This window comes from Pseudomonas sp. H26/SER47-MNA-CIBAN-0231 (assembly GCF_040310465.1).
Classification (GTDB): domain Bacteria; phylum Pseudomonadota; class Gammaproteobacteria; order Pseudomonadales; family Pseudomonadaceae; genus Aquipseudomonas; species Aquipseudomonas atacamensis.
The window spans coordinates 1-1,566 of record NZ_JBEOPW010000043.1 but is presented as its reverse complement, the minus strand read 5'-3'; the positions used below and the strand labels follow the sequence as shown (position 1 = coordinate 1,566).

1 protein-coding gene is annotated in these 1,566 nt (G+C 53.9%); it reads right to left on the bottom strand.

The window, feature by feature from the left end:
* Positions 1-61: 61 nt before the first annotated feature.
* Positions 62-1,486, bottom strand: a complete 1,425-nt coding sequence (locus AAEZ10_RS27145; RefSeq protein ID WP_160769306.1) for an IS1182 family transposase — start codon at positions 1,484-1,486, stop codon at positions 62-64.
* Positions 1,487-1,566 lie beyond the last annotated feature (80 nt).

Genomic DNA, 1,566 nt, shown 5'->3' with positions numbered 1-1,566 from the left:
AAACGCCCCGACTTGTTCGGGGCGTTTGCTTTTGTGCTCACAGCAGACGAAAAAAGGCGTTTCAGCCCATCAGCGCCATCATCTGGCGCACGCCCAACACGTTAATTGCTCTTTTCAGGTTGTAGGCGTTCACCGCCAAGGCCATTTCAGCTCTCGCGCCTTCAAGCTGTCGCAGCAAGAATCGAGCGTTACCAAATAACCACTGTTTAAGGTTGCCGAAGGGATGTTCGACGATGGATCGTCGGCTGACCATCATTTCGGGATGCGCCTGCATTCGCTGCTCCATTCGCTCGAAAGCCTGTTCGTGCAGATGGCGCGAGATGTATCGGCGTTTGGCGTCGGTGCACTTCGCTTTAATCGTGCAGCTTGCGCAGTCGCTGACCTTCGCTTGGTAGATCCGGCCTTTATTGCTGATCTGCTTAAAGATCAGCCATTTTCCGGCAGGGCATTGATATCGATCTTGCGACGCATCGTAGGCAAATGCTGTTCGATCGAAAAATATCTGTTCCTTGCCGCAGGAGTTGAGTGATCGCGCCACAGGCACATAAGCCGTGATGTTCTCATCCTCACATGCCTGGAACTGCTTGCCATTGGAATAGCCCGCATCCGCGGTGACCGTCAGTTCATCCTGCGAAAGTTGTTCCTTGGCGGCCTTGGCCATCGGTTCAAGTTGCTTGCGATCATCGCTGTCCTGAGTCACTTCATGATGCACGATCATGCAGTTTTCAGCGTCCACGGCTGTCTGCACGTTGTACCCGACCCGAGGCCCTTTGTGCGTTCGCAGCATTCGCGCATCGCTTTCGTGGGTATTGAATTGCTCAAGCTCCATGGATTTCATCAGCGCCTGGCACGTCAAGTTATTGGAATGCCTGACTTCAAGTTGCGCCAAAGTCGCCTTGATTGCATTGCGGTCAATCTTCTCGCCGGCTTCGGTTTTATCTGCCTCGTCCAGCTCTGCCAAATAGTGGGCGATGCGCTTCTCCAGCTTCTGCTCTTGATGTTGGAGCCGCTTCAAATTCATATGACGCCGTGAAGAGGCGACCGCCTGAAATTTGCTGCCATCAATGGCCACCAGCTCGCCGGTTATCAGCCCCGCTGTGCGGCAAAACTGCACGAAGGCCCGGCACGTCGCGATAAAAGCGGCTTTGTTGTCTTTACGGAAATCGGCGATGGTCTTGAAATCAGGCTTGAGTCGATTGATCAGCCACATCACTTCGACGTTGCGCTGGCACTCGGCTTCGAGCCGTCGTGATGAGCGAATCCGCTGGAAATAGCCGTAGAGGTAGAGTTTGAGCTGATCCGCTGGATCGTAAGAGGGACGGCCGGTGCTTTTGGGAAGTGCTTTATCAAAGCCCAGTCGAGCCAGATCCAGCTTGGCGACGTAAAGATCGATAACGCGAACGAGGTGATCCTCGGGGATCAACTCTTCCAGCGAGACCGGAAACAGGCTGGTCTGGCTGCGGGACTGTCCCTGGATGTAGGCCATAACGAAAAATGCTCCGTATCTTTCGATACGGAGCATTTTCTTTGAGCGCTGCGCAGATTGCTAGGTTTTCACACAGTCTG

What these genes read in the sequence shown, in the direction of transcription:
- AAEZ10_RS27145 (WP_160769306.1), bottom strand. Translation starts at nt 1,486, where the DNA reads ATGGCCTACATCCAGGGACAGTCCCGCAGCCAGACCAGCCTGTTTCCG.